Source organism: Traorella sp. mt218 (assembly GCF_055420025.1).
In genome coordinates this window covers 126,971-148,752 of the sequence record NZ_JBVAYM010000003.1, presented here as the reverse complement: position 1 = coordinate 148,752, position 21,782 = coordinate 126,971, and the positions used below count along the sequence as shown (strand labels likewise).

At 36.6% G+C, this 21,782-nt stretch carries 15 protein-coding genes; 11 read left to right on the top strand and 4 right to left on the bottom strand.

Features of this window, described 5'->3' with window-relative positions; translation table 11 throughout:
* Window positions 1-38: 38 nt before the first annotated feature.
* From ACZYT3_RS02840 to ACZYT3_RS02830, 3 genes are all read left to right on the top strand, one after another.
* Window positions 39-5,450 carry a discoidin domain-containing protein gene (locus ACZYT3_RS02840; protein ID WP_464087606.1) on the top strand — a complete coding sequence of 1,804 codons (5,412 nt, stop codon included), beginning with the start codon at window positions 39-41 and terminating at the stop codon, window positions 5,448-5,450.
* Between the two features lie 80 nt (window positions 5,451-5,530).
* Window positions 5,531-10,546, top strand: a complete 5,016-nt coding sequence (locus ACZYT3_RS02835; RefSeq protein WP_464087605.1) for a beta-N-acetylglucosaminidase domain-containing protein — start codon at window positions 5,531-5,533, stop codon at window positions 10,544-10,546.
* A 36-nt stretch (window positions 10,547-10,582) separates the two neighbouring features.
* Window positions 10,583-11,116, top strand: a complete 534-nt coding sequence (locus tag ACZYT3_RS02830) for a hypothetical protein (RefSeq protein WP_464087604.1) — start codon at window positions 10,583-10,585, stop codon at window positions 11,114-11,116.
* Window positions 11,117-11,294: 178 nt separating this feature from the next.
* Here the strand turns inward: ACZYT3_RS02830 and ACZYT3_RS02825 are convergent, their stop codons facing one another.
* Window positions 11,295-12,791 (bottom strand): carboxypeptidase M32, encoded by a 1,497-nt coding sequence (locus ACZYT3_RS02825; RefSeq protein WP_464087603.1) that lies wholly within the window; start codon window positions 12,789-12,791, stop codon window positions 11,295-11,297.
* An 86-nt stretch (window positions 12,792-12,877) separates the two neighbouring features.
* Between ACZYT3_RS02825 and ACZYT3_RS02820 the strand changes: the two genes are divergently transcribed.
* From ACZYT3_RS02820 to ACZYT3_RS02805, 4 genes are all read left to right on the top strand, one after another.
* The gene (locus ACZYT3_RS02820) at window positions 12,878-13,933 is read left to right on the top strand and encodes a hypothetical protein (protein ID WP_464087602.1); all 1,056 of its coding nucleotides are present in this window, start codon (window positions 12,878-12,880) and stop codon (window positions 13,931-13,933) included.
* 10 nt (window positions 13,934-13,943) lie between these two features.
* Window positions 13,944-14,984 (top strand): hypothetical protein, encoded by a 1,041-nt coding sequence (locus tag ACZYT3_RS02815; RefSeq protein WP_464087601.1) that lies wholly within the window; start codon window positions 13,944-13,946, stop codon window positions 14,982-14,984.
* Between the two features lie 71 nt (window positions 14,985-15,055).
* On the top strand, window positions 15,056-15,514 hold the full coding sequence (locus tag ACZYT3_RS02810) for a phosphatidylglycerophosphatase A family protein (RefSeq protein WP_294561941.1): 459 nt from the start codon (window positions 15,056-15,058) through the stop codon (window positions 15,512-15,514).
* 11 nt (window positions 15,515-15,525) lie between these two features.
* Window positions 15,526-16,293 (top strand): AAC(3) family N-acetyltransferase, encoded by a 768-nt coding sequence (locus tag ACZYT3_RS02805; protein ID WP_294561942.1) that lies wholly within the window; start codon window positions 15,526-15,528, stop codon window positions 16,291-16,293.
* 77 nt (window positions 16,294-16,370) lie between these two features.
* Here the strand turns inward: ACZYT3_RS02805 and ACZYT3_RS02800 are convergent, their stop codons facing one another.
* From ACZYT3_RS02800 to ACZYT3_RS02790, 3 genes are read right to left on the bottom strand one after another with little or no spacing between them, the layout of a single operon-like run.
* Window positions 16,371-16,811, bottom strand: coding sequence for a GAF domain-containing protein (locus ACZYT3_RS02800; protein ID WP_464087600.1), 441 nt, complete (start codon window positions 16,809-16,811; stop codon window positions 16,371-16,373).
* 35 nt (window positions 16,812-16,846) lie between these two features.
* The gene (locus tag ACZYT3_RS02795) at window positions 16,847-17,113 is read right to left on the bottom strand and encodes a spore coat protein (protein WP_464087599.1); all 267 of its coding nucleotides are present in this window, start codon (window positions 17,111-17,113) and stop codon (window positions 16,847-16,849) included.
* On the bottom strand, window positions 17,113-17,316 hold the full coding sequence (locus tag ACZYT3_RS02790) for a hypothetical protein (protein WP_464087598.1): 204 nt from the start codon (window positions 17,314-17,316) through the stop codon (window positions 17,113-17,115). Before ACZYT3_RS02790 ends, ACZYT3_RS02795 begins: the two co-directional genes overlap by 1 nt.
* A gap of 103 nt (window positions 17,317-17,419) precedes the next feature.
* Between ACZYT3_RS02790 and ACZYT3_RS02785 the strand changes: the two genes are divergently transcribed.
* The 4 genes from ACZYT3_RS02785 to ACZYT3_RS02770 all read left to right on the top strand — a co-directional run bounded on the left by ACZYT3_RS02785 (window position 17,420) and on the right by ACZYT3_RS02770 (window position 21,747).
* Window positions 17,420-17,950, top strand: coding sequence for a DUF402 domain-containing protein (locus ACZYT3_RS02785; RefSeq protein WP_464087597.1), 531 nt, complete (start codon window positions 17,420-17,422; stop codon window positions 17,948-17,950).
* A 19-nt stretch (window positions 17,951-17,969) separates the two neighbouring features.
* Complete coding sequence (locus ACZYT3_RS02780) at window positions 17,970-19,109, top strand: DUF3810 domain-containing protein (RefSeq protein WP_464087596.1); 1,140 nt, start codon at window positions 17,970-17,972, stop codon at window positions 19,107-19,109.
* Window positions 19,110-19,193: 84 nt separating this feature from the next.
* Window positions 19,194-20,543 (top strand): MATE family efflux transporter, encoded by a 1,350-nt coding sequence (locus tag ACZYT3_RS02775; RefSeq protein WP_464087595.1) that lies wholly within the window; start codon window positions 19,194-19,196, stop codon window positions 20,541-20,543.
* 13 nt (window positions 20,544-20,556) lie between these two features.
* Complete coding sequence (locus ACZYT3_RS02770) at window positions 20,557-21,747, top strand: aminopeptidase (protein WP_464087594.1); 1,191 nt, start codon at window positions 20,557-20,559, stop codon at window positions 21,745-21,747.
* Window positions 21,748-21,782: the final 35 nt, after the last annotated feature.

Genomic DNA, 21,782 nt, shown 5'->3' with positions numbered 1-21,782 from the left:
ACTATTTTTATAAATAGCGAAAGAACAAAGGAGATAACATGAAATTTAAAAAGATACTTAACTTGATCTTGTGCTTAGCTATGACTGTTACAATGTTTTCGACAGGAGCAATAAAAGTGCATGCGGTAGAAACGCCTGTCAATACAAATCTCGCATTAACAAAACCAGTTGTAACTAATTTGTTAAGTGTTAATGATCCTTCATTTCTTACAGATGGTAAAATTGAAACTCGTATGACAAGCAGTATATATGATATTAAACCATCAGTAGACGATCCATTCTGGGCATATGTTGATTTGGGTAGTGTTCAGGAAATGAATTATTTCTCGGTTGTATGGGAAAGTGATTCAAATTATGCAAAAGATTTTAAAATTTATACAACAAGCGAAGAAACAATAAATGATAATACACAATGGACGTTAGTAAAAGAAGTAACAAATAATACTTCCGGAAGAACATCTGAAATTGAATTAGAAAAAGCTGTTTCAGGGCGCTATATAAAATTAGAAGTGACGGCGGTCACTGGTTATCCAAATGTATCAGCTTGTGAATTCATAGTCATGTTAAAGGGAATATCTACTCCTGTTAATACAAACCTGGCATTGGAAAAGCCCATTAATGCATCGGCAGAATATCCTTCTTTACCAGCAAAAAACTTAGTAGATGGTAAAGAAAACACACGCTGGTCAGCAGAAGCAGCTGCTCCACAATCTGTAGTTATTGATTTAGAAGAAAGCTATCAGATGAATTACTTCTCTATCTTATGGGAAGGTGGAAATTTTAATATGATAGGAGCCAGCTATAATATCTATGTTTCTGATGATACGAATAATTGGGGAAGTCCTGTTGTGGCTAAAAAAGGAAATACTGAAGTTAAATCGATCGATACATTAAAGTCACCTGTGAGCGGTCAATATGTAAAACTGGAAGTAACAGAGGTTACAGGAAATTACTCTCAAAAAAACGTTTCAGCATATGAATTTGAGATCATGTTGAAGGATGACTCTGAGAAAACCCCACAAAACCCTCAAGAAAATGTAGCTTTGAATAAAAAAGGATATTCCAGCAGTGATGAAACAGCTGGTCTGACGGCAGATAAAGCATTTGATGGAAATATATCAACAAAGGATTCTCGCTGGTCCAGTAAACAAGGGAATGCACCTCATTGGATCTTTGTTGATTTAGGCGAAGAGAGGGATATCAAAACGATTCGTCTTTATTGGGAAACAAGAAAAGCAACAAAATACAGAATTCAAGTGGCAGATACTGTAACGGATACAGCAACGGGTGATGGTAATTGGAAAGATGTTGCAACTTTAAATGAAAGACCTAATTCAAAAACAGATACGATTACCTTGCCGAATGTTCAAAAGGGTCGTTATGTGCGTTTGTATATTGATTCTTTTACGGCACTTGATCCAGATAGCAGCGAGAGCTGGAATACAATTTCTATTTATGAAATGGAAGTTTATGGAGGAGTACCAGCTATTTCGATGAATGATATTGGTAATATGATTCGTGTTGAATCTCCTGCTAAAGGAAGTACAAAACTGAATGTTACCCTTCCTGAAGTAGAAGGTTATGAAGTTACATATAATGGTACGGATCTTGAACAGGTGATTGATGAAGACTTAACGATCTATACACCAATTGTTGATAAAACGGTGAAGGTTTCATTTAAGATCGTCAATACTGAAACGAAAGCATATGAATTTAAGGAAATTCCTATTACTGTTCCTGGGAAAAATACAGTTGAAACAAATGATAACAAAGCATTAAAAGTATTGCCGGAACTTCAGGAATGGAAAGGCCGTACAGGTGAATTTATTGTTTCAGGCAGCAGCAGGATTATCTATGAAGATGATACGTTAAAAAATGCTGCGGAAGAAATGAAGGCTGATTATGAAGCTTTAACTGGTAAAACGATCGAAGTCGTTAAAGGTACAAAAAGTGATGTAAATGCAGGTGATTTCTTCTTTGGAAAAACTGCAGATACGACTCTTGGCCTGAAGGATGAAGGATATCTGATGGAAATCAATGATTCTGTTACTGTTACTTCTGAAACACAGACGGGGGCTTACTGGGCAACTCGTACGATTCTTCAGGCGTTAAAACAGAATGATTATGTAAGCATTCCAAAAGGGATCACGCGTGATTATCCTTTATATAAAGTACGCGGGTTTATTCTGGATGTTGGCCGTAAGACATTTACATTGGATTATCTTAAACAGCTTGTAAAACAGATGTCTTGGTATAAGATGAATGACTTCCAGGTACATTTAAATGATAATCTAATTCCTCTTGAAAAATATTCAAGCGCAGGTCTTGATCCAATGAATGCTTATTCTGCGTTCCGTTTGGAAAATGATACAGTAAAAAAAGGAAATGTATTGGTAGATACAAATGGGGATCCGGTTCAAGTAAACGGAAAAGAACAAGTATATCAGAATGATCTGACTAGTACGGATTTGTGGTACACCAAAGAAGAGTTTAAAAATTTTATTAAAGAATCACGAGTGTTAGGTGTGAATATCGTACCTGAAATTGATACTCCTGCTCACTCATTGGCATTAACTCGAGTATTGCCAGATTTACGTTTGGGAACTTGGGGACGTCAAAACGATCATTTGGATTTAGTAAAATCTTACGAACAGTGTCTGACATTTGTAAAGACAATCTTTAATGAATATTTAGAAGGAACAGATCCGGTATTTGATAGTGATACGATCGTTCATATCGGTGCTGACGAATATAATGCTTCTTCAGTAGCATATCGTAAGTTTGTAAATGACATGATAGAATATGTTCGTGATGCCAAACAGCGCGTGGTACGTGTCTGGGGAAGCTTTTCGGCAGCTGCTAAGGGTGATGCAATCGATACAGTGGCAGATGATGGCACGAGAGTACAAATCAATCTTTGGAATTTCAGTTATGCGAAAATGAATGAAATGTACGAAAATGGATTTGATCTGATTAACTGTAATGATGGAAATTACTATATCGTGCCTAACGCAGGATATTATTCCAGTGGTAAGATCAGTGATGGCAACATGTATAATCTGGATATCAATAAGATCAGTAATGTGACGATTCCTGCTGGTGATAAACAAATGATCGGTGGAGCATTTGCTGTTTGGAATGATATGACCGATTATTTGGACAATGGTGTTAGTGAATACGATGTTTATAGCCGTATTAGTAATTTATCGCTTTTCGCAGCAAAATTATGGGGTAAAGGAGAGCTTAATTTGAATGAAGCCAATGTGCGTTCAAGTGAATTGGGAGATGCACCTCGTACAAATTTTGGTTATAAGGTTGATAGTGAAACCGATGAATACATGAATTTATCGATGGATGAATTGAAAGATAGCTCTGAGAATAAATTTATTGTAAATGAAGGTGAAAATGCCTCTCTTGTTGAAGTTGATGGTAAAAAAGCATTGGAGCTGAAAGGTTCTACCAGTTATATTACGACAAATCTTGAAACAGTTGGTTTAGGAAGTGATTTACGAGTTAAAGTAAAAAGAACTTCGGCAAGTACTGAGGAGCAGATTCTGTTTGAAAGTCCATATGGAAGTATCAAGGCTGTGCAGGCTGAAACCGGAAAAGTAGGGCTTTCAAGAGAAAGGTTTAATTATTCCTTTGACTATACATTACCGTTGAATGAGTGGGTAGAATTAGAGTTTAAAAATGAACTGAACACGATTTCACTATATGTTAATGGTGAAAAGGTAGATACTCTGGGTGATGGTGAGAAAATACAAGGACGTCCTCTATTGGCTACGATGATGTTCCCTATGGCTGTTATAGGAAGTAAGACGAATGCGTTTATTGGTTTTGTTGATGATGTTCGTATAGGTAAAAGTGATGATTTTAGTAGCACAATGTCATTGGACTATGCATTATGGAATGCTTCAACAGTGATTCGTCATGAAAGTAATAATGATTTGGCATTATTGATTGCTAAGGGCAAAGAATTGTTGAAAGAGTATGATCCAAGTGAAGAAGAGATCACACGTTTAACAAATGAGATCAATGCAATCGTAGATACATATGATTATGAAAAGGCAAATTATAATCGTATCCATGTTTACCATTCATTAGTTGAAGATCTTTCTGCATTTACAGATGAAAGTGCCGCAACTGTTACTCGCATTTTAAATTCAATTCGTTATGATCTTCCTGTTGAACTTCAGACAACAGTAGATGGATATGAGCATGATTTATTAAGTGCAATTGAAAAATTAGAAACAAAACCGTTGACAAATCTATATTTTATTGATCAGTCAACGATGAAAGCAACTGCGTCAAGCAATCATACAGATGGTTCTACACCAGATAAAGTATTGGATGGAAATACCTCTACAATATGGCATACTTTATGGAGCGATACAGAAATGCCGCATTGGATCGATCTAGAATTTAGTGAGCCAACTGAAATAAAAGGTTTGATTTATACACCGCGTCAGAGTGGAAATAATGGTAATGTGACAGAGTATGAGATCCAGGTAATGATTGGTGATAAATATCAAACAATCAAAAAAGGAACCTTACAAAATAATTCAGATGTCAAAACAATTGAATTTGAACCTGTTACAACAACTCATATACGTTTAGTATATGTGAAAGCCGTTAATAATAATGGTTCGGCAGCTGAACTTCAAGTGGTTCGTGCAAATATCAATGCAGATATAGAAGGCTTAAAGGCGGCTATTCAGGAAGCTGAAGAATTATTGGATTCTTTCAATAAGGCTGACTTTGTTGAAGAAACATGGAATGGTGCTGAGCAATTGCTTGCAAATGCAAAGGTCTTAGTATCTTCAGATGATCCTGATGCAAATGAAGTTGCACAAACGATTTATGACATTTCTAAGAAAATTACTGAACTTCGTTTAGGCAACATTGACATGAGTGATTTGAACGCTCTTATTAAAGAAGCAGAATCTTTAAGTGAAAATGAATACACTGCTGAAAGCTGGAAAATGATGCAGGAAAAATTAGCGGCTGCAAAAAAAGTTGCAGATAACAAATATTCATCTCAAACGACAGTTAACCTTGCAATAACTGAATTGGAAGATGCGCTTAAACAACTTGTGAAAGTTGAAAAAATACAAATAGATAAGACAGAATTGCAGAAAAAATTAAATGAAGCAAAAGCTATCAACACAAGCAGATATACGAAAGAAAGCGTAAGTGCTTTGGATAAAGCAATGGCTGATGCAGAAAAAGTGTTGACAGATGAAAGTGCCACACAGGATGTGGTTGATATGGCAGTGAAAGCACTGGAAGATGCAGTGAACGGTTTACACAAATTGACAGATTCTTCAAAAGAATCTAAAGCACCATCTACCAATGATAACAGCATGCTGGGTGTATATATCGGTTTACTGTCTGTCAGCATGGCGGCAATCTTTGTTTTCTTGAAAAAAAGAAAGCAAGAAATGAATTAAATTTTATACGAAAGAAGGGACGGTTCAAATTTCTTCCCTCCCTTCTTTTTGATCCATAATTAAGAGGAGAAGAATAAATAATGGGAAAATTTTATGGAAAATTACTGAGAACTTCATTAGCGATGGTTCTTGCTGCAAACACGTTGTCAATACTGACTCCGAAAGTTACGATTGTAGAAGCAAGTGATGTAGAATATGAAATTTATCCTACACCACATGCAATGACTTATCAGGAAGGGAATTATGTCATACGTCCGGAAGTCAATGTCATCTATGAACAAGAAATTGATGATGTTACAAAAAATAGAATGGCGGAAGTATTGGCAACTAAGGACAAAGAAGTTACGATTAGTAATGAAATTGTAAAAGGGAAAACAAATATTCTTGTAGGTACATATGATTCAAAAGGATATGTAGATCAGTATGTACAGAATCATTATGTATTTAGTGATGGACTGTTTGATCATTATGGAGCTTATTTCATGGCCTCTAATAACGATGAAATCATTATTTTGGGTCGAGATACAGATGCTGCTTTTTATGGAATCACTTCCTTAAAACATATTTTCAATCAAATGGATGGTTCGAGTATTCGAAATTTTGAGATGAATGACTATGCTGATGTAAATATCCGTGGTTTCATTGAAGGTTATTATGGTATTCCATGGTCAAATGAAAATCGTATGGCTTTAATGAAATTCGGTGGCGATTTTAAGATGACTTCTTATATCTTTGCGCCAAAAGACGATCCATATCATCAAGGGAAATGGCGGGATCTATATCCGGAAAATGAGCTTAATGCCATCAAAGAAATGGTTAAGGTAGGTAATGAGTCTAAGTGCCGTTTCGTTTGGACAGCTCATCCGTTTATGGGCGGATTTAATTCAGCGAAGGCTGATGAGGAAATTCAAAGCCTGTTGAAAAAATTCGATCAGCTTTATGATGCAGGTGTCCGTCAGTTTGGGGTGCTGGGTGATGACGTAGGAAATCTTAATCGCGAAATCGTAATTAAGATGATGACAGCTGTTTCAGAATGGGCGAAAGAAAAAGGCGATGTTTATGATACGGTTTTTTGTCCTGCCGGATATAATCATTCATGGCAGGGAAATTACTCTGAATTAAATGAGTATGATGCCGGTTTCCCTGATGATATTCAGATATTTTGGACCGGTGAAGCGGTGTGTAAGCCGGTCGAACAGAAGACCTTGGATCATTTCAGAAATCAGAATGCGATGAATGGTGAAAGACGTGCACCGTTATTCTGGTTAAACTGGCCGGTCAATGACATTAATCATGGCCGTTTGCTGATGGGAAAGGCAAGTCTGCTGCATACAGATATCAATGTGGAAGATATTGCAGGTTTGGTTACTAATCCAATGCAGGAATCGGAAGCTTCAAAGGTCGCTATTTTTGCGGTTGCTGATTATTCTTGGAACGTAAAAGGTTTCAATGTTGAAAAAAGCTGGGCAGATTCTTTTGAATATATTGAGCCGGATGCTGCGAATGAATTACATATACTTGCAAAGCATATGTCTAATCCTCAGCCAAATGGGCACGGACTTGTTTTAGAGGAATCAAAAGAGCTCCAGCCGTTGATCAATACATTTAAACAGGCATTGCAAGGCAACGGTTCCGTTGAAGAAACAGGAAATCAGCTGATTGAGGAAATGAATATCATCATTCAGGCTTGTGAAGATTTCCACGCTAAGAGTAAAAATGTCAAACTTAAAGAAAATTTATTGCCGTTTACCAATTCATTAAGAGATTTATGTATTTCGATTCGATCTTTTACGAAAGCCAGAATTGCTTTAGAAATGAATGATCTATATACTGCTTTTAATCAATATACAGACGGGACAGCTTATTTGAGCCAGTCAAAGACATATACGAAAAATAAGCTGAACGGTGCTTTGCAGGTCGTAAGTCCGGGTTCAACTCATTTGATTCCTCTTGCGGCGTCTTTGCAGGACAGCTTATCAGCGCCGATCAATGATTATGTTTCAGGAAATGATGATACACTGATCATTACAGCTGAATCCAGTTTTAAGACTTTCCATGCCGGTACGGTTGACAATATCATAGACGGAAAGACAAATACACATGCATGGTATAACGGTTATGAAGCTGTCGGGCAATATTATCAGGTAAATTTCAGTGTCCCTGCAACAATTTATGGTGTGAATATCTTGAATGGTGCAAGCCAAAACGGTAAAGAAAAAGATACTTTCGGTTATGCAAAATTAAGATATAAAACTTCTGATTCCGAAGAATGGAAGGATTTAGATGGCGGCAAAGAATATGGCGAATACGCAGAAACGGTGAATGTCAGCGGTATTGAGATCGAAAATGTCGTTGCTGTCAGATATGAATGTACAAGGACAGGTAGTGGTAATAAGTGGCCTTCAATGCGTGAATTTGAAGTGCTGCTGGAGCCGGTAAGCAAAACTTTTACGAAGGAAGTTATTCGTACAAAGGATCGCTGGGCGATTTATCAAGGTGCTGATGATAATATAGTCGATGGCCTCACGTCAACCGGAACATGGTATAAGGTAAGAAACGATAATGGTGAAAACCGAGATACCGCTATGCCGGGTGACTTTATCGGGGTCAAGCTGTCCCAGCCGATCATCCTGGGAAAAATTGACATCTTACAGGGAATGGATGATAAAACAAGTGATTATTTCCAAAATGTAACACTGCAATGGTCATTGACAGGTAATGACGATGATTGGCACGATATCCAGTCATATACCGATACACGTCATATTCAGATCGATTTATCTGATCAAAATATTACAGCTCAGTATGTTCGTGTAGTCAACACAAAAGTTCAGCAGAATTGGATCGGTATGCGTGAATTTGATGTTCAGTCAAAGGTATATTTCAATTCAAAAGCATATACCAATGTTGATACATATCGCAATATCGGTGTCAATGTATTAACCGATAATGCTTATCTCGATCCTCAAGGTGATCTTACCTTGGATCAGAATGAATATATAGGTATCAAATTAGATCGCGTTCATGAAGTAATGTCTATTCAGGCAGATTTAGAAAATGCTGATGGCATTCTTATAGAAACATCTTTGAATGGTTATGAATGGATAGCTTATGATGAAAATGACGGCAATATAAATGCCCGTTATATTCGTTTGATCAATCATTCAGATACACCGATTACTTTTGATATCAATGCACTCACTGTGAATACGCTTGAGTATTATGAAAAATCCTTATCTCAGGAATTAACCAAAAACTTTACATTGGACAGTGCAACGCCGGCAGGTAATTTATTTGACGGTGATCGTACGACACAGGTGAATTTTAAACCGAATCAGAAACAGGGCAATCAGTTTGTTTATGATTTAGGAAGAACGATCCATATTGATACGTTGAAGGTCGTTTGCAAAGATAGTGAAATTGATTATCCGCGTCATGCGAAAATATCTGTTTCTATGGATGGTAAAATATGGCGTGATATCATGTTTATCGGAAATCAGGATGGACCAAACGAAGGTGAAGCAACCAACGAAGAAGATATCAATGATGTACTTCCTTTGCATGAAACATCGTATAATGCCAAAGAGGTAACGGATGTCAATGTGGAAGCCCGTTATTTAAAGCTTGAGATCACGCGCACAAAGGTCGAAGATAATAAATGGCTGCGTCTTCAGGAAATCGAGATCAATAAGGGTGAGTATGTGCCAAGCACGAATGATCCTACATTTACCGGCTGCAATGATACGAAAAACGGACAGTTTTCATATATGACAGATGGTAATTTAGCAACCGCATTTATTCCTGATAGCAAGAGCGGGACATTGAATTACACCATATCTGATAACCATGATATGAATCACATCAAGGTGATCCAAAATGCCAATGCAATTTCAAATGCAAGCGTTTATGCACGTTTATTGACTTCAAATGACTTAGCTCGTTTTGAAAGCACATGGGTTAAGTTAGGTAATTTAGCGCAGACCGTAAATGAATTTATATTACCTGAAAATTCAATTCTATTGGATCTTAAATTTGAATGGGAGAATACAGATGTAAGCATCTCGGAGGTCATACTTTCAAAGGGGACTTATGTCGCAGCTAATAAAGAAGAGCTTAAAAAGCTTTTAGAAACCCCTGCGAATACTTCAATATGGACGAAGAGTGCTGCTGATAAATATGCAACGGCATTTGAAGCGTTAAAAGCAGTGTATGCAAGTGAATATGCTGATCAGAGCAGTATTGATACCGTCGTTTCTTCTATCAAGAATCTCTTAAATGCTCCTGAACTAAAAGGAGATATGACCCGGCTTCAAAAGATTGCAGATGATGCGTTAACAGATAGTGAAAATTATACAGCTCGTTCATGGCGGTTATATGATAATGCATTAAATGCGGTAAAAAATGCGATAGCTGATCCTGAAAATGTATCGATTGCTGATGTTGAAAAATTGGTTGCAGATTATGCTTCCGCAAAACAGGCACTTATATTCAATCCGTCGAATATGGAAGAGGCAATTCTTATGTCAGAATCTGAAAATGACTTCATTAACTCAATTGAAAAGGTAGAAAACACTTATACAAGTCATTCATGGAAGGCTTATCTTGAAGCAAAAAAGGTAATGGATGACTTGATTAAAAAGCATGAAGCGGAAAATATCCATCCAATACAATTTGCGCAGGCATTAAAAGATGTGAAATCTGCCAGAGAAGCTTTAGTGAATATTTCAGAATTAGCCGAAGCAATCACAGCTTTTGAAGCAGTAAATGAAAATCTTTATACAGATGCTTCTTATGCTGCTTACAAGAAAGCGGTGGATGAGGCCAGGGAATTGTTGATTGATGGCAGCAAAACTTCGGTCATATCTGCAGTTGTTTCGATTGAAAATGCTAGAAAACAACTGGTCATCAAAGATAACGACTCTCTCAATACGTTGAATGAGCTGATTGCTCAGCTTGAAAATCATGCGGAAGAAGATTATACTACTGAAAGTTATTCAAAGTTGCAGAAAGCTCTAAACGAAGTAAAATCGTTAGATTTAAATAATCTGTCTTCTGAGCAGTTAAAAGATGCTATCGCGAGATTAGATAAAGTCTAAAAAGAGCTGGTTTCAGTAAAAACATTGCATCAATGGATGGAAAAAGCGGATAAATTAGATCAGAAGCTCTATACAAAAGAGAGCTATGCAAAACTGTTAGACAGCGTAGAAAAGGCCAAAATTATTCTTGTAAGCGGAACTGCAGAAGCTGTTTCTCAGACAATTGTTTCTATTGAAGACGCTATTTTGAATTTAGCTGTTAAAGCAAATGCAGATGAAGTAAAAGCCTATGTCGATCAGATCGTTGTAGAAGATGCTTCTAAATATACATCAAAAACATATGAGCAATATGAGGATGCTTATCATACACTTATAGCTTTGTCGAATGATCTTGATAATCTGTCTGTGGAACAATTCAATCAGGCTAAAACGGCATTTGAAACGGCTTATAAGAATTTAGTTATTAAAGATGATACGCAGAATGTAGGAGAACCAAGTGATACACCATCAACGAATGATAACAATAAGCTGGGTGTCTATGTGGGTCTGGTTGTACTCAGTACAGGTTTAATGCTTGTGCTTTTGAAAAAAAGCATACTAAGATTTAAAAAATCATCTTTGATCAGATAAAATGATGAAGGAGCGGATATACCATTCAAGTATATCCCTCTTTTTTATCACTGCAGACTATATCAGCAGAATAATAAATAGAACTGTCAAAATGAGGGTATTGATGCAATATAAAATAATCAAAACAAGTGAAGGATTCGATATAGACACCAATGAAAAAAGCACCCGGGGGTGCTTTTTAGATATCATAAATTTTAGAAAACTTGTCAATCAAATAATCTATATAGATATTTGGATCAAAAGGTTCATGACATACCTTTTCGATGATTTCATCAGCCTTATATAATGCTCCATACTGATGGATGTGCTCTCTTAGCCAATCCTCGATCAAAGAGAAATGATTGCCTGCCAATGCGACATCCACATCAATATCTTTTTTCATTGCTTTAAAGAATTGTGCCCCAAAGGCGCTTCCTAATGCATAAGTTGGAAAATAACCAAAGCTGCCGTCAGACCAATGGATATCCTGAAGAATGCCCTCACTGGCATCCTGTGGACGAACACCCAGGTATTCTTCGTATTTATCTGCCCATATTTGATCAAGATGATCCATATCAATATGACCATTGATCATTTCTTTTTCAAGCTCATAACGTATCAGGATATGTAAAGGATAGGTCAGCTCATCGGCTTCTGTACGAATGAGCGAAGGCTGGGAAACATTGATCATTTCCATAAAATCATCAAAAGCAATGTTCTTCAGTTGATCAGGGAAGATTTCTTTTACTTTAGAAAAGTTATTGACCCAAAAGGATTTACGCTTTCCTATATAATTTTCAAGAAAACGGCTTTGTGATTCATGCATGCCACTGGTCATACTGCCACTAATATAAAGACCTTCCAGTTTTTCATCTACATGCATCATATATAAAGCATGTCCGTATTCATGAATGATCGTAAAGATTGAGCTTACTAGTGAATCTTCCACATATTTGTTTGTAATACGTACATCATGCAAAGAAAAACTGCAAGTAAAAGGATGAGCACTTAATCCCATATAACATTCCTTTGGATTAAAATTCATATAATCCTTTAAGACATCCATGACCTTTTCTTGCCCTTCAATATCAAATATTTGATGTAAAGGCTGATCATCGATCTTTTTCCCTTCTTTTTGAAGTTTTTTAATAAAAGGAACCAGTCTTTCTTTGATACAGTTAAAGAAAATGTCATATTTTTCAATCGTCATACCGGTTTCATAATCATCCAGCATTGCATCATATAATGTCTTATCATACCCATAATAGCCATAGGCTTTCTTTTTCATTGTGATCAACTCTTTAAGCGTATCTTTGAAAAGTGTATAATCTTTTTCTTTTTTCGCTTTTTTCCAAGCCAGCTCACCCTTAGCTGTCAATTCCTGCATATAAATATAGAAATCACGTGGCAGCTTGCTGATACGATGAAGCTCTTTGAGAACCTGACGAATTTCTTCATTTATGATTTCTCCCAAATCAAGCTTTGACATTTCTTCTAATTTTTCGATATTTTCAGGTGCTGTCTGATAATCAAAAGCTTCGCCGCCTAGTAAAGACATCATCTTAATACGATAATCACTGCCGTTTTCAGGAGCAATGGTGGACATATCAAAAAATATCGTTGTTTCTGCCAACTGATATGCATTACATTTATCACGATATTGTTTATAAAAGGATAATGCTTCCTCTTTGTTCATAAAATTCACCTCTCCCCTATTTTAAATGAAAACGTTTTTACTTACAAGTAAACTTATGAGATAATATAGAAAAAGAGGGAAAAGTTATGAAAAGGAAAACAATAATAATAAGTAGTTTAATTTTCATTCTGACAATAACAGGCTGTGAAGAAGAAACATTAGAAGTAAGGGAAACAAAAAGAGGTTATACCATAGAAGAAATAGCAACACTGCCAGGAAGCACCAGCTATTTTATTTGGAGCTCAAATCGTGATGATATTCTTTACTATAGATATTATGATCAAGATGTTCATTTTTATTATGAAATCAACTTAGAAAATAAGCAGGTCGTTGCAATTGAAGAAGATGTTATTTATGATATGTCTGAAGAGACATGTGATCAGTGTAAATATGGGTACATTTCTTCTGAGCGGAGTATTTTAAAAGATGGTGAAGAACAGATAGGATTTCATGTTACCTATTATAGTCAACAAAACGGTGAGAAAAAGATCTTGTACGAGAAAGATATATACTATAATGACACTGATGGAAGGACAAGCACTTCTATTGGTTATGATTTGACAAGAGAGCATTTATATTTGCTTGATGACAAAGAAAATGAAGCTGTTTTATATGAAAGAGAAGATGATGATTGGAAAGAAATAAAAAGTTTTCCTTATGAACAAAATGGATATACGTTATATTCCTGTTATATGATTTATGGTGTGCTGCGAGTAGAATATCGAAATGATGAGAACATATGGCTGATCTTACAAGATGAGGAATATATCTTGGATATAGATGAATCATATCGGGTGTTTGAAGGTTATATTCTTGTAGAGCATTTAAATGAACAGAAAAGTCAAGAAACAACTTATCTGATAGATCGAAATACCCAGAAAATCTATGATCTCAATCGAATAATTGATATGGATGAGATATTTTTAATGTCTTATGAGGACGCAATATTTATTTATCCTGATACAATAGATTCTAAAACATATTGTATCGCAAGTATTCGTGATTTAAAGATGACGATTTATGATACACCATTTGAATTAAATTTTCGACCTGGGGGAATAGAAGAGAAAAGTACCTTATTCTTAGTAGCTAATGATAATCAAAATACGGTGACAGTATATCTTTTAACATTAGAAGAATAGAAAGGAAAATATGAAAAAAATTATTTTATTAATGATTTTATGCTTCGTTTTAGTGGCTTGTGAAGATGATACGATTCAAGTTGAATATACTGAAAGAGGTTATACGATTGAAGAGGCAGGCAGGCTTACTTATGATCAAGATTATAATATGAGCACTGCTTATATGATTGATGAAAAAACGATGTGTCTTGTTGGATTTGGAAATGAAAACAAAGAAAACATATATTATCAAATCAATATAGACACAGGTGAGAAGATTGAAACGGATAGTGATGCCTGTGTCGTTTCTTATACGAATACATTAAATGATGAAATTGAGATTTATACATCCGAATCCCATGATGATAAACAACTTGTTTATCATTCTGAGGTATATTATTTAAAGAATGGAAAAATAAAATACTTATTTGAAGATGATTTTATTTATGATACAAATGATCTTTCTGAATATCAAAGAGGTGGATTGAATAAGTTTTATAGTCATAAGGATAAAACATGGTATCTGTATTGGGCAAATAAAAATGAATATGTGATATATGAAGTGAAGGATGGTGAAGTAAGCGGAGGAGAAAAGATTTATCTGATGGATAATTATACGATGTCTGAAATGAGTCTGACGAGTGATTTTTTGATATTTCAGTTTGAAAATGATACAGATAAAAAAATAGTGATAGCAGGGGATCATACATATCAATTAGAAAAAGAACAAGAGTATATGATATCAGATAATTATCTTATATTATATGAAAATAATGTGATCGACTCGCTTATCGTTAAAGGCACTCAAAAAGAAATGGTTTTATCAGAACCAATTAGATTACAGGGTTTTGGTGTTTTGAATGATATGATTATTTATCGTGATCTTTCAACGGGGACATGGTGCATTGCGAAAATAATGGATAAAATGATAACTGTTTATCAGACATCTTTTGAAAATGAAACGGTTGAATATACATTTTCTCCAAGTGAAGAATCTTTTATATTTAAAGTCGATGAAGATGATTCAAATCAAGCTATCTTTTACTTGATGAAATTAGATTCAAGGGTCTGAATTGCCAACTTGCTGCACCCTACTTACAATTTAAGGTAAAAAGGCTTATAATAAAGAAAAGGAGGAATGAGATGAAGGAATTATGTGTAAGATTATTAAATGAAAGAGGCGTAGAGTTGAAAGATATCGCCGAGTGCGTTGTTTTTTTACAGTCCAAGTATTATCCGCAGCTGAATGTGGAGATGGCTTTGGAAGGTGTTGAGGCGGTGCTGGATAAAAGAGAAGTACAGAATGCGATTCTGACAGGAATATTTTTAGATAAAAGTGCTGAAAAGGGAATGATAGAAGGTCCGCTTTCAGAAATGCTTTTAAAAGATGAAGGATTATATGGAATTGATGAAGTGCTGGCTTATGGCATCTGTAATTTATATGGTTCGATTGCTTTGACGAATTATGGGTATATTGATAAGGTAAAGCCTTTGATCATTAACAAGCTGAATTCAAAGGGAAAACAATGTAATACCTTTTTAGATGATATCGTAGGAGCGATCGCGGCGAGTGCCGCAAGTCGTTTGGCGCATAACCGCTAGGAGGTGGAGAGATGGAAGAGATGCTGACAAAAGAAGATATCAAAGCCGCATTGCAGAGAATCGGTGTAAAGAAGGGGATGCTTTTGTATGTGTCTGCTTCCATGAAACCCTTTCGCTATGTGGTCGGTGGTGCTCAAAGCATCATTGAAGCATTGATGGAGCTTGTAGGTTATGATGGAACACTTGTGATGGCTGCCCCGACCCGTCATTTATGCGATCCTGTAGAAATCAGGAAGGTACCGCGGGATCAGGTGGCTGAGGCCAGGAGAAATGCATTGCCGTTTAATAAGAAATTAAGTGCACCAAGCGGAGTGGGTGAAGTGGCGATTCAATTTATGCGCAATGATGCGGTATTGAGGAGCAATCATCCAATGGTATCTTTCTTGGCGTGGGGCAAATATGCGAAACTGATCATTGAGAAGCATCCGCTTCATTTTGGTATGAATCAGGATTCACCTTTAGGTAAGATCAGAGAATATAACGGCTATGTCGTGAATATCGGGGTGGATTATGATCGCTGTGAAATTTTTCATCTGGTACAGTATCAGACGATGAAATGTCCGATACGCATCTATTCATGTCCTATTGAAAAAAGTGGAGCGACGAGCTGGATCCAGATATTAGATCTGGAGCTTAGCAGTGAAGGCTACAACGAAGTAGGCAAGCTGATGGAAGATAAACAGATCGTAAAAGCTACGGATCTGGGCAAATCCTTCTGCCGTTTATATTCGGCTAAGTCAGCACAGGAATGTGCAAATGAATATTTTAATTCTATTTAGATTTTCGTCATCAGGCGGAAATCTTTTTTTTGAGAAAATGTGACATGAGCATAATAAAAAGTCAATCCTGGGATTGACTAAAATAAATGACCGATATAATCTGTAATCTCACTTAATATCTTTTCATCTTCACTTGAAAAGCGATTGAAAAGAGGTGAATCAATATCTAATACCGCAACGACCTCATCATTTTTATAGATAGGCAATACAATTTCACTGTTTGAAGCGCCATCACATGCGATATGGCCTTTGAATTGATGGACATCATCAATACGCAATACCTTTCTTTCCTTGACGGCACTGCCGCATACCCCTTTACCTATAGGAATGCGGATACAGGCCACTTTTCCTTGAAAAGGTCCTAAGACAAGTTCTCCTTCTTTCATCAAATAAAAACCTACCCAATTGATATCTTTCAAGTGTTCATTCAGACAGGCAGATATATTTGATAGATTGGCAATTAAATCTTTTTCGTTTTCACTGATTGCTTTGATCTGTTCATACATTATTGATTTCATGTATCTATTATAAAAAAGTTGAAGAGGTTCTTCAACTATTTCATTTCATTTATTTTGGTTTTTAACTGCTTATGACTTTTTTCGATGGCACTTGCGGTTTGTGCCTGTACGCTCATCCAATTTTGTTCAATCATCAGATCATATGTATTTCTCTGCATCTGTGTGACTTCTTCAAATAATTCATTGGCTGTTTGAAAGCATTCCGGTGTTCCGGCTTCTTCTGCGAAATAAGCATACATGATTCTTAGATGTTTTAAGGATACGAGTGCACAGTTAATGATCTGCTCATCTGTGAAGTTCATTATTTTGCACCTCCCATCATCTCTGTCAGGGTCGTTGCCTGATCCTTTAGATCGGTACAGATGTTTTCAAGATAGGTTTTTAAATCCTCATCTTGAAGCTGTTCGATTTCCAGCTTTGTTTTTTTGTATATCAGCATTGAAGCATTGACAAGGTCTTCGATATACAGGCAATCCTTAGGGGTCAGCGTTATTTTTTTTGCCATAATAATCTCCTTTACTAGTATCTAATATGTACGTAATTAAAAAGACCATTCAAAAATGGCATACTTTTGTGTATAATAATTAGAGTTAGTAAGGAGTGAGAAAATGCTGCCAAAAGTAAAAGAATCAATTTATATTCAAAGTTTCAAGCATGATGGCTCACTTCATCGCACATGGGCGAAAGGATATGTGATGGAAGCCAATGTGAAAAGAATCGTCTGTGTTACCAATAAGACATGGGTCAGTGAAAGTGATGGCAGAAAATGGGTGACGCGTGAACCGGCAATCTATTTCTTCTATCCCGATAAGTGGTTTAATGTTATCAGCATGATACGTAAGACAGGTATTTTTTATTACTGTAATATTGCTTCACCAAGTATCTATGATGGGGAAAGTTTAAAAAATATTGATTATGATTTAGACTTGAAAGTAAATCCGCAATATGGCTGGACGATTCTGGATGAGGATGAGTATGCGGAACATGGCAAGAAAATGGGGTATTCCGAGGATCTGAAAAAAGCGATCGAAAAAGGACTCAGACAGCTGATCGATCTGGTAGAGTCTAAAAAAAGTCCTTTTGATCATGATGAAGTACATGCAATCTATGAACGTTATCTGGAAGAAACACAGCGGTAATCATCTTATGATAAATAATATGAAAAACAGAAATGGCAAAAAGATCCGGTATCGTTTGATTGCAGCGCTGATCTTGTTTGGAGGAAGTTTGGCGCTGAGTGTGGCTTCTTCATGGATCCAAGGTTTTGCTTCGTGGCATGCAGTACATATTTATCCGTTTTTAGTGAGTACCATAGGACGCATCAGCGGCTTTTTTTCTTTTTCGCTTTGTGAAATATTGCTTTATCTTTTAGTGATATCATTGATTTTTACTTTTATACAGGCAGTAAGGAAAACAAGAAGATCGCTTTGGCAGCAAAAAGAAAAGACTTGTTTTTCAGATAGTGATATGAATAATGAAAAAGCATCGGTATGGATGGTTTCATGGTTTTCAGGCGTCTTGCTGGGAGCCGGAATTTTAATATTTCTTTATGTAATTTGTTGTGGCATCAATTATAAGCGTACCTCTTTTTCTGAAGAAAGCGGCCTGATGCCTATGGAATACAGCGCTGAAGAATTGAAAGAGATTTGTATTCAGCTAACAGAGAAATTAAATGAATTAAGCGATAAGGTCGCAAGAGATGAGAATGGTATCATGATATTGTCTGGACAAGTTGATAAAAAGGCCATTTCCGCAATGACTTCTTTAGGTGAAGAATATGATGTATTATCGGGATATTATCCGCGTCCAAAACAGTTGATCATTTCTGAATTATTATCGTATCAGGGCCTGTCCGGCATTTATTTGCCGTTTACGGTTGAAGCAAATTACAATGGTGATATGATTCCTTATAATATTCCTTTTACTGCCTGTCATGAGCTTTCTCATCTGCGTGGTTTCATGCAGGAGGATGAAGCAAATTTTATCGCATTTCTCGCATGTATTCATGATGAGGATCTTGATTTTCAATATAGTGGGTATATGCTTGGCTGGACCTATTGTATGAATGCGTTGTATCGTATGGATCATGAGTTGTGGTCGGAAGTACGGGTATTGCTTGATGAAGTCATTGAAACGGATCTGTTGGCTAATAATGAATTCTGGGATCGCTATGAAGGGGTCATATCTGAAGTATCAAATCAAATGAATGATCTTTATTTAAAAGCCAATGGGGAGTCAGAAGGGGTTCAAAGTTATAGCCGGATCGTTGAACTGATTGTTGCTTATTATAATAATTGAAAAAATATGTAAAAAAGAATGTACATACTTTCATAAAAATGATAAACTTTCATATAGATATTTTTAATTATGGGGGGGTATCATATGAATAAAACACATAGTATTGATATGATCAATGGACCATTGCTTAAAAATATTATATTGTTTGCAGTTCCATTGATGTTCACAAATTTCCTTCAAATTTTATTTAATGCCGCTGATACGATCGTTGTCGGTAAGTTTGCGGGTGAAACGGCGCTGGCTGCCGTAGGGGCCACCGGTTCCATCGTTTTTTTAATCACTTCTTTATTTAATGGGTTATCGACCGGTTCAAATGTGGTTATTGCACGTTATATAGGGCTTAAAAAGGACGATCTGACGAGTAAAGCTGTCCATACTTCAATTGTTATGGCTTTGGGCGGCGGTATTTTGCTGACAGTGATTGGGGTGGTCTTCGCAAAAACTTTTTTGCTTGCTATGTCAACACCGGATGATATCGTGGATTTAAGTAATTTGTATATGCAAATTTATTTTTGTGGGTCTTTGTTTTTGCTGGTCTATGATTTTGGTGCAGCCGTCCTTCGTTCAAAAGGAGACACGCAACGGCCATTGTATTATTTATTCGCCGGTGGTATTTTAAATGTCGTCTTAAATTTAATTTTTGTGATCGTCTTCCAGATGAGTGTCGCAGGGGTTGCGATTGCGACCGTGGTTTCACAAGCTGTTTCTGCCGGTCTGGTCATGATGACATTATTGCGTGAAGAGGATGCCACTCGTATAGATATCCATCAGCTAAAATTAGATAATACCATAGCGTGGGATATTTTAAAGATCGGTTTTCCAGCCGGTATACAAGGTGTCGTTTTCTCTCTGAGTAATGTCGTGATCCAGTCCAATATAAATTCATTTGATTCATCTACGATCGTAGCTGCCAATAGTGCGGCTGCTAATATTGAGAATTTTACTTATATCGGAACAATGGCTTTTACACAGGCGACGATTACTTTTACCAGTCAGAATATCGGTGCTGGTAAAAAAGAAGCCGTTTTAAAGATCATGTTAGTGACGTTGGCGTTGACCGTGTCTAGTTCATTTTTGATTGGTGTGCTGGTTTATGGTTTTGGAGATACATTTCTAGGATTTTATACAAATGAGGCAATTGTTCGTGGGTATGGCATGATCCGTTTAAAATATGTCGTGCTTTGGCTGTTTCTAAATGGAATCTTAGATGTCTTTGTATACTCCATGAGAGGAATGGGGATATCCACATTGCCAACGGTATTGATGATCATTGGTATTTGCGGAGTACGTCTTGTATGGTTATATTTCGCCTTCCCTTATTATCATACATTAGAGAGTATATATATTTGTTTTCCGATCAGCTGGCTTTTTACTTCAGTTATACAATTTGTATTATGGTTATGGGTTTATAAGAAGAATATAAAGATGATTTAGGAGGAGCGTTAAAATGAACTTAGAAAAAATGATTCGCAAATATGCTTATACATTGGCCAAGGTTGGTTTAAATGTGCAGAAGGGACAGACTGTGCTTGTTGAGGCCTGTGTGGAAGGATATGAATTTACACCTGTTTTTGCGGAGGAATGTTATAAGCTGGGAGCCGGGAATGTTGTGGTTCATTATCTGGATATGGCCAATATGAAAGTTGCATCGAAATATCGCAGTGATCAGGATGTGCGTAAGGTAGAAAAATGGGAAGTGGAGATGCATGAGCCTTATTTGGAAGAGGGAGCCTGTTATGTGCGTTTAGAAGGTGTTGATGTAGAATTGATGGAGGACGTGAGCGAAGAGCGGGCAAATGCGATATTTGCCCATGTAGATGCAGTCCGGAATATCATGCGCAAGGCAAGCCGTGAAAAGCATTGTCAATGGCTGATTGCGATGATCCCTACTAAAAGATGGGCTTCTTATATATTGAATGAAAAAGATGAAGAGAAGGCTTTGGAGAAGCTGTGGAAGCTGTTGTTTAAGCTTTGTTATATCGATGAGGAAAATGATGTTGTGGAAACATGGAAGCAGTTAAATGAGAAAAGACGTCTGATGGGAAATAAGATCGATGCCTTGCATTTGAAGAAATTGCATTATACGGCTTCCAATGGAACAGATCTGATCATTGGTTTGTCAAAGGATTCCAAGTTTGGTTATGAAAAGTCAAATGAAGAACATGTCTCTTTTAATGCGAATATTCCGACAGAAGAAATCTGTACGACACCGGATAAATATCAGACCGAAGGTGTTGTCTACGCTTCCCGTCCATTAGTGCTGGGTGGTAAGAGAATCGAGAATTTTGGTTTTCGTTTTGAAAAAGGAAAAGTGGTCGAGGTGCTGGCAGATGAGGGGAAGGATATGCTGGAGGCCTTGATTCATACGGATGAGAATGCGGCTTATCTCGGTGAGTGTGCATTGGTAGAGTATCATTCACCGATTTCGATGAGCCATCTGGTTTACTATACGACCTTGATCGATGAGAATGCCAGCTGTCATCTTGCCTTGGGCAGAGGTTTTGGTAAGGGCGAGAATTTTAATGATTCTTCGATTCATGTTGATTTTATGATCGGAACACAGGATATGCAGATCGTGGGCATTGATGAAAAGGGTCATGAAACATGGATATTTAAAGAAGGAGATTTTGCCTTATAATACAAGAATATGGGCAGTGGTATCGCTCATTTGAC

Bases quoted from the DNA above. Each gene is read 5' to 3' on its own strand.
- ACZYT3_RS02785 (WP_464087597.1), top strand. From the start codon at position 17,420: ATGCTGCCAAAAGTAAAAGAATCAATTTATATTCAAAGTTTCAAGCAT.
- ACZYT3_RS02830 (WP_464087604.1), top strand. From the start codon at position 10,583: ATGGAAAAAGCGGATAAATTAGATCAGAAGCTCTATACAAAAGAGAGC.
- ACZYT3_RS02780 (WP_464087596.1), top strand. From the start codon at position 17,970: ATGAAAAACAGAAATGGCAAAAAGATCCGGTATCGTTTGATTGCAGCG.
- ACZYT3_RS02825 (WP_464087603.1), bottom strand. From the start codon at position 12,791: ATGAACAAAGAGGAAGCATTATCCTTTTATAAACAATATCGTGATAAA.
- ACZYT3_RS02810 (WP_294561941.1), top strand. From the start codon at position 15,056: ATGAAGGAATTATGTGTAAGATTATTAAATGAAAGAGGCGTAGAGTTG.
- ACZYT3_RS02795 (WP_464087599.1), bottom strand. From the start codon at position 17,113: ATGAACTTCACAGATGAGCAGATCATTAACTGTGCACTCGTATCCTTA.
- ACZYT3_RS02775 (WP_464087595.1), top strand. From the start codon at position 19,194: ATGAATAAAACACATAGTATTGATATGATCAATGGACCATTGCTTAAA.
- ACZYT3_RS02770 (WP_464087594.1), top strand. From the start codon at position 20,557: ATGAACTTAGAAAAAATGATTCGCAAATATGCTTATACATTGGCCAAG.
- ACZYT3_RS02800 (WP_464087600.1), bottom strand. From the start codon at position 16,811: ATGAAATCAATAATGTATGAACAGATCAAAGCAATCAGTGAAAACGAA.
- ACZYT3_RS02840 (WP_464087606.1), top strand. From the start codon at position 39: ATGAAATTTAAAAAGATACTTAACTTGATCTTGTGCTTAGCTATGACT.
- ACZYT3_RS02815 (WP_464087601.1), top strand. From the start codon at position 13,944: ATGAAAAAAATTATTTTATTAATGATTTTATGCTTCGTTTTAGTGGCT.
- ACZYT3_RS02820 (WP_464087602.1), top strand. From the start codon at position 12,878: ATGAAAAGGAAAACAATAATAATAAGTAGTTTAATTTTCATTCTGACA.
- ACZYT3_RS02790 (WP_464087598.1), bottom strand. From the start codon at position 17,316: ATGGCAAAAAAAATAACGCTGACCCCTAAGGATTGCCTGTATATCGAA.
- ACZYT3_RS02835 (WP_464087605.1), top strand. From the start codon at position 5,531: ATGGGAAAATTTTATGGAAAATTACTGAGAACTTCATTAGCGATGGTT.
- ACZYT3_RS02805 (WP_294561942.1), top strand. From the start codon at position 15,526: ATGGAAGAGATGCTGACAAAAGAAGATATCAAAGCCGCATTGCAGAGA.